Annotated in this window: 4 protein-coding genes; all 4 read left to right on the top strand. The window is 70.0% G+C overall.

All coding sequences use genetic code 11. The features are described 5' to 3' along the window. A partial coding sequence (locus M0R80_30435) for a KR domain-containing protein (GenBank protein MCK9463957.1) occupies positions 1-2,697 on the top strand: 2,697 nt, incomplete at its 5' end. A gap of 3 nt (positions 2,698-2,700) precedes the next feature. Beyond that, on the top strand, positions 2,701-5,226 hold the full coding sequence (locus M0R80_30440) for an FAD-dependent oxidoreductase (GenBank protein MCK9463958.1): 2,526 nt from the start codon (positions 2,701-2,703) through the stop codon (positions 5,224-5,226). A gap of 13 nt (positions 5,227-5,239) precedes the next feature. Then, positions 5,240-6,130, top strand: coding sequence for a hypothetical protein (locus M0R80_30445; protein MCK9463959.1), 891 nt, complete (start codon positions 5,240-5,242; stop codon positions 6,128-6,130). Positions 6,131-6,165: 35 nt separating this feature from the next. Continuing rightward, the coding region (locus M0R80_30450) for a hypothetical protein (protein MCK9463960.1) at positions 6,166-7,344 on the top strand (1,179 nt) is incomplete at its 3' end.

Below are 7,344 nucleotides of genomic sequence, written 5' to 3' on the forward strand. Positions count from 1 at the left end.
ACTCCGTCCATTGGGTCCACCGACGCTTCCCTCTGGGTAGGCCGCCTCAAGGACAAGCTCGTGAAGACCACCGGCTACCCGCCGGAGATGCTCGAGGTGAACCTGGACCTCGAGGCGGATCTCGGGGTGGATTCCGTGCAGCGCGCGGAGATCTGGGTGTCGCTGACGACCGAGCACGGGCTGGATCCGAGCGTCCGGCCGACGGGCGCGCGGACGATCGCGCAGCTCGCCGAGAGTTTGGCGGGGATGGGTGGGACACCTGCAACAGCTGGGACCATTGGGAGAGAGACATCCACCGCTCCTGCTGTGTACACCGATTCGGACGTCAGGCTCTTCGCGTCGGTCGCCGCGCCGTTCGACAGGAGCGCTGCCGCGCCGTTCGCGTGCCGGCGCGTCCTCGCGATCGCGGCCGAAGACGACGCCGCGGCGGCGCAGCTGAAGAAGCGGCTGGGCGAGCGCGGGGTAGAGGTCGACGTGGCGCGCGCCTCCGGGGTCGCGCGGATGTCCGTCATCGAGGTCGCCGGCGCGATCGACGCCTGCGACACGATCGTCTACCTGGCCCACGCCGGCGCGATCGAAGCGCCGTTCGACGGCCGCTCCCTCCGGGGGGCGCTCGCGAAGGAGGTCGCGACGCTGTACCAGACCGCGCGCGCGCTCGTGCCGGCGCTCGAGAAGAAGCCGAGGCGCGTGATCTTTCCTGTCGCCATGGACGGCGCGTTCGGAACCACCCCGGCGCTCGCCCGGCCGCTCGGCGCGTTCCCGGCGGGGTTCGTGCGCTGCCTGGCGCGGGAGCTCCCCCAGTGCGCGGTGCAGCTCGTCGACGGTGGCGAGCACGGGATCCTCGACGCGGTCGAGGCGTCGATCGATTTCGTCCCGGGCCAGCTCGAGTGGGGCATGACCGGCTCCGGCGCCGCCGTGCCGCGGACCTCGGCGCTCGCGCCGGCGGGGACGCTCCTCGCGCCGCTCTCGCGCGGCGATCTCGTCCTGGTCACCGGCGGGGCGCGCGGCGTCGTGTTCGAGTGCGTGATGGAGCTCGCAAGGCGGACCGGCTGCCGCCTCCTCCTCACCGGCCGCACGGAGCTGCCCATGGGCCGCCCCGAGTGGCTCCGCACGCCGCCCGAGAGGATCGACGGCGTGATCCGCGACATGGAGATCCGCCTCGTCAAGGACGAGGGGAAGAAGCTCCAGGAGGCGAAGCGCATCGGCGCCAAGGCGAGATCGCAGTGGGAGCTCTCGCGCAACCTCGATGCGATGGAGGCCGCCGGCGTGGAGGGGCGCTACGAGCGCTGCGACGTCACGGACGCGAAGGCGTTTTCGGCGCTCCTCGCGCAGCTGGCCGACGCGAAGGAGATCGTGCGCGGCGTGGTGCACGGCGCGGGGATCCAGAAGTCGAAGCTCGTGACCGAGCTGGCGGACGACGCGATCAACGCGACCGTCGCGACCAAGCTCGACCCGATCTTCACCATGCTCGACGCGCTCGATTGGTCCAAGGTCAAGCTGCTCAGCGCGTTCGGGTCGATCGCGGGGCTGTTCGGCAACGCGGGGCAGTCCGACTACGGCCTCGCCAACGACCTGCTCGCGTGGCTCGTCGCCGAGATCGGCGCGCGCCATCCCCACGTCAAGGCGCAGACCGTCGAGTGGACGGCCTGGGTCGGGACCGGCATGGTCTCCGAGGAGGAGGCGAAGCGGTTCGCGCAGGTCGGCCTGCAGCCGCTCGACGTCCGGACCGGCGTGCGCCTGTACGCCGAGGCGACGCTCGGCGCCGCGCACCAGCGTGTCGCTGCGTTCAACGCCTCCGCGCCGTTCACCTCGGTGCGGCCGATCGCCGAGTTCCCGCTCGCCGCGCGGCCACAGGAGCGGCTGCTCTTCGACGGCCCGGTCGGCGGGCCGCCCTTGGCCGTCTTCTCGGAGCGACACCACCCGTACATCCGGCAGCACCTCGTGCGGCTCGAGCCGGTCGTGCCGGGCACGTTCGTCGTCGAGCTGCTCGCCGAGGCGACTGAGGGGAGCGGCCGCACGCCGACCGCGATCCAGTTCCGGCGCCCGCTCGGCGTCCGCGCCGGCGAGGTTGCGGTGGAGGTCGTCGAGGACGGCGACTCGGCCTACGTCGTCCCCAAGGACCGGCCGGCGCTCGCCGGCAGGGCGCTCGCGAACCTCGCGTTCGCGTCGTGCCGCCTCGAGGCGGGCGGGGCGCCGCCAGCGGACGACTTCAAGGTCTCGAAGAAGGACGTCGCGGCGCTGCTCGAGGAGGGCGCGGCGGGCGGCGCGGGGTTCTATCGGCTGCTCGACTCGAAGTTCTCGGGCGCGCTCAAGACGGGCCCCGCCTTTCGCGGCATCCGCGCCACGGCCGAGAAGGACGGGTTGTTCCTGGCGAGCGCGTGGCTCACGGACGACGCGATGGCGTCGATCGCGGTCCCGGGCCGCTTCGTCTTCAACCCCGTGCTCGCCGACATGGCGGTCCAGGCCGCCGCCGCGTGGGCGATGATCCGCTTCGATCGGATGGAGATCCCGTTCGAGATCGGCGCGCTGCACGTCCTCGGGCCGACGCGCGACAGGCGCTCGATCGTCGTGTGCCGCGCCCACGAGATGGACGCGGAGCGGACCGTCGTGGATCTCGTCGTGCGCGAGCCGGACGGGCGCCCGATCCTCGCCATGGATAGGCTCGTCCTGCGGACCATCGAAGCGGCGGGCGGCTGAGCGATGATGGACGTCGACGAGAGGCTCGTGGGGGAGGCGGCGTTCGACGGAAACGACGCGGTCGTCATCGGCGCGGGGCTCGGCGGCCTGACCTGCGCGCTCGAGCTCGCGCGCCAGGGGCTCAAGGTCTGCGTGCTCGAGCGGCACCGCGTCGCCGGCGGGTACGCACACGCCTTCCGCAGGCGCGGCTACCACTTCGACGTCTCGCTGCACTACGTGGGCGGCCTCGATCCCGGCGGCATGACGCACGGCGTCCTCGAGAGCCTCGGCGTGTACGAGCGGCTCAAGCTCGTCCGGCACGAGCGCCTCTTCACCGCGGACGCGCCGGGGCTCAGGCTCGAGGTGCCGAACGGGCGGGCCGGGAGCCTCGCGTACCTCTGCGAGATGTTCCCCCGAGAGCGCGAGGGGCTCGAGGCGCTGTTCGCGTTCGTGACGACTTTGAAGAACGACATCATGGGGCCGACAATGGACCCGGAGTTCGACGTGCCGCTCGAGCAGCGGGTGAGCATCGCGCTAGGCAACGCGTCGTTCGACGACGTGCTCCGCCGCTTCGTCTCCGATCCGCGGCTCATCGCGGTGCTCGGCTCGTCCTGGATGTACCTCGGCCTGCCGCACGATCGGGCGACGGCGATCTTCTCGACCTGCGTCTTCTCGAGCGCGTGGCTCGAGGGCGCCTACCAGATCGTGGGCGGCGGCTCGTCGCTCGTGCGCATCCTGGTCGAGCGGCTGCGCGAGTGCGGCGGGGAGTGCGCGACGCGCTCCGAGGTGAAGCGCATCGTCGTCGATGGCGACGCGGCTCGCGGCGTCCAGCTCGCCGACGGCCGGTTCGTCGCGGCGAAGACGGTCGTCGCGGCGGTGGATCCGTACCAGACGTTCTTCGAGCTGATCCCGGGAGACGAGGTGTCGCGGGTGTTCCGCCACCGCCTCGGGCAGATGCAGCCCTCGATCTCCTTCTACGTCGCGTACACCGGGCTCGACTGCCCGCCGAGCGAGCTCGGCGTCCCCCACGGCAACTACTTCCGCTTCTACGACGCCGATCCGGCGGAGTCGTACCGCAAGGCGTGCGCCCACGAGGTGGAGCGCACCGACTGGTCGTCCACGTGCAACGAGGGGATCGACGAGGACATGTCGCCGCCGGGGTGCGGCATCGTGTCGTTCGTCGAGCCCACGACCGCGCGCGACTGGTTCTTGATGGACGACGCGGCGTACCACGCCGAGAAGGCCGACGTGCAGGCGCGGCTGCTCGCGAAGTACGAGCGGCAGTTCCCGGGACTCCTCGACCACGCCGAGGTGATCGAGTTCGGCACGCCGCGCACCATGGCGCGCTTCAGCCGGAACCACGACGGCGCGGTGTACGGGTTCGCGCAGACGAGGGAGCAGGCGGTCCCGAAGCGGCTGCGCAACCGCACGCCGATCAACGGGCTGTTCCTCACCGGCGCGTGGACCTGGTCCGGCGGCGGCTACGAGGGCGCGATCATGACCGGCGTCCAGACCGCGCAGGCCGTGATGCAGGAGCTCGGCATGGAGCATCGCGCGCCGAGGATTCGCGTCCACCCGCCGACCGAGGCCGGCCGGGGGCGGGAGCCCGCTGACGTGCGCGCCGCGACCATCCCGAGCGCGCTCGATCCCGAGTCCGAGAGCGAGCACTACCGGCACAGGCTGAAGATCAGCGTCTACGGCAACGACCTGAACTCGCGCGGCTACGCGGACGCGAGCTCGTACCTCAGGTACATGGACCGCGGCCGCCTCGAGGCCATCGAGGATATCTGCCACGGCGCCGGCAAGGGCTCCTGGCTCGACCAGTACGTGGTGAACGTCTACCGCATCGAGGCGAGGTGCGCGACGGTCGTGGGGATGGGCCAGCGCCTCGAGGTCCGCACCGGGCTGCGGCGCACGAGCACGCACCGCGCGGCCTTCGATCAGCGGCTCTTCGACGTCGCGACCGGGGATCTCGTGGTCGACGCGAGCGTCGAGGTGCTGTTCCTCGACGGCGCGATGAAGCTCGTCCCCGTGCCGCCCGAGCTGCCGGTGTCCAGCTTCGTGGCGCCGGACTTCGCGGCGGATCGCACGAAGCCCGTGCCGTTCACGGTCGAGGACGTGTTCCCGTTCCGCACGAGCTACCGCGTCTACTTCGAGGACACGGACACGCAGGGCATCACCTACCACGTGTCGTACGTGCGCTTCTGCGAGCGCGCCCTGTTCGACATGATCCGAGCGGTCTGGCCCGATCTCGGCGAGGCGACCTGGATGCGGCGCTACCGGAGCTCGGTCTCGCGGCTCGACATCCGCTACCTGAAGGCGACCAAGCTCGGCGACTGGCTGAGCGTGCGCACCGGGCTCATCAGGGTGGCGCCCGAGCGGATCACCTTCGGGCAGCGCCTCGTCCACGAGGTCACGGGCGAGGTCGTCGCGGACGCGATCACCGACGTCGAGTTCCGGGACGAGCGAGAGCAGCTCGTCCCGGTGCCGCTCCAGATCGTCGAGATGGCGGGCGCTGTGATCACCGCGAACCGCGGCGACAGGGAGTGACGGAGGAGACGCCGTGAAGGGCCTCAGCGCACACCTTCTGAACAAGGAGAACCTCGACCTCGTGCGGCGCAGCGCGTGGAAGCTCGGGCGCCCGCGGATCGTCGAGCTCGGCCTGCGCTACTTCGGGGTGAACCCGGGCGAGGTCGCGCGGATCTCCGCGAACCTCGAGCGGATGGGGCTCGCCTGCGACGGCGCGGCGCTCGACGCGGCGCTCGAGGGGATCGCGGCGCACTACTACGAGAAGCTGTTCGCGCTCGTGAAGACGTACGAGGCGTACTGGATCGCCAGAAACCGCGTCGAGCTCGGTGGCAGCCTCGAGGTGTTCGCCGAGGCGCGCGCGGCGCGCAAGGGAGTGTTCGTCGCCCAGTCGCACTTCGGCGCGACCTATCTGCTCGCGAGCGTGCTCATGGCCAACGGGATAGAGGCGAGCATGGTCGGCAACTTCCCAGGGCAGGTGGGGAGCATGCTCCGCGAGAACGGCGCCACGATCGCCGCGCGGTACGGCACGGCGCGGGCGAACCTCCTGAACCTCGCCGACCCGACGGTCGACGTGCCGATGGAGATGCTCGTGCGGCTCAAGCAGCGCGAGGTGCTGTCCAACGTGTTCGACGAGAACAACGAGTTCAGCCGTCCCGTGAAGCTGCTCGGCAGAGATCTCTTCGGCGGCTCGGGCATGGACCTCATCCTGCGGCACTTCACCGACGATCAGCTGATCGTCGTGACGCCGTTCCTCGTGCGCACCTCGGACGAGACGTTCCGCTACGAGATCGATAGGCACTCCCTCGCCGCCGGCGACGTGATCCAGAGCTTCTACCGCTCCCTCGGGGAGCGCGTCCGCGCCCACCCCGAGCAGTGGTACTTCCTCCAGGAACTCCACGAGAGCTTCGAGGACAAGCGAAAATAGAGTACACTGGCATTACGAGAAAGAGAGGTGCGCGGATGACGCGTATATTGACTTGGTTCTGGCTTGCGGCGCTGCTCGGCTGTCAGGGCATCGGCGACGACCACTCGAACAGTAGCGGCGACGGCGGCACGGACTCGGACACCGACGTGGACACGGACGCCGACTCGGATTCAGACTCCGACTCCGACGGCGGCGTGGACCCGGTCGCCGACGACGACGGCGACGGTCTCTCCAACAGCATCGAGATCGAGAACGGCACCGACCCGAACGACCCGGACTCGGACGACGACGGGTTCTCGGACTTCGTCGAGTGGTACGCCGGGACCGATCCGAACGACCCGGATTCCAACCCGAAGGCCGAGGGGAACTTCTACTTCCTCATGCCGTACACGGATCCGCCGGAGCCGACCGAGGACACGCTCGTGTTCCAGACGAACATCCAGTTCGCGGACGTGTTCTTCGCCATGGACACGACGGGCAGCATGGGCGGCGCGATCACGAACCTCAAGAACACGCTGACTTCGACGATCATCCCGGAGATCGCGGAGATCATCCCGTTCGCCTGGTTCGGCGTGGGGTATTTCGACGACTACCCCGTTTCGCCGTTCGGCGACTCGGCGTCGGGAGACAAGGTGTTCGCCCTGCTCCAAGAGATGACGGGGGACACCGCCGAGGCGCAGGCGGGCGTCAACCTCCTCGCAACCCACTACGGCGCCGACGGCCCTGAGAGCCAGGTCCCGGCGCTCTGGGCGATCGCGACCGGCGGCAGCCTCGGCACTTACCTCGAAGCGCAGACGTCGTGCCCGGCCGGCCAGTACGGGTACCCGTGCTTCCGGCCTGGCGCGATCCCGATCATCATGCTGATGACCGATATCACATTCCACAACGGCCCCGGAAACTACAGCCCCTACGGGACGGCGATCAGCCCGGAGGCACCTTCGTACAACTACGCGGTCGCGGCGCTCGACACGATCCACGCCAAGGTGCTGCCGATCTACAACGGCTCGGTGGGCACGCTCGGGCAGACGCACTGCGAGAACATCGCGCTCGACACGGGCGCGGCGATCGACGACGTGCCGCTCGTGTTCCCGATCAACTACGACGGGACCGGGCTCGGCACGAGCGTCGTGGACGCGGTCGAGGATCTCGCGACGGGCGTGCCGTTCGACATCGAGACCGAGATACGCGACAACGAGACGGACGCGGTGGACGCG

It is taken from the genome of Pseudomonadota bacterium (genome assembly GCA_023229365.1).
GTDB lineage: Bacteria > Myxococcota_A > Polyangia > JAAYKL01 > JAAYKL01 > JALNZK01.

Coding starts and splice junctions, on each gene's coding strand:
- M0R80_30440 (MCK9463958.1), top strand. CDS start 2,701: ATGATGGACGTCGACGAGAGGCTCGTGGGGGAGGCGGCGTTCGACGGA.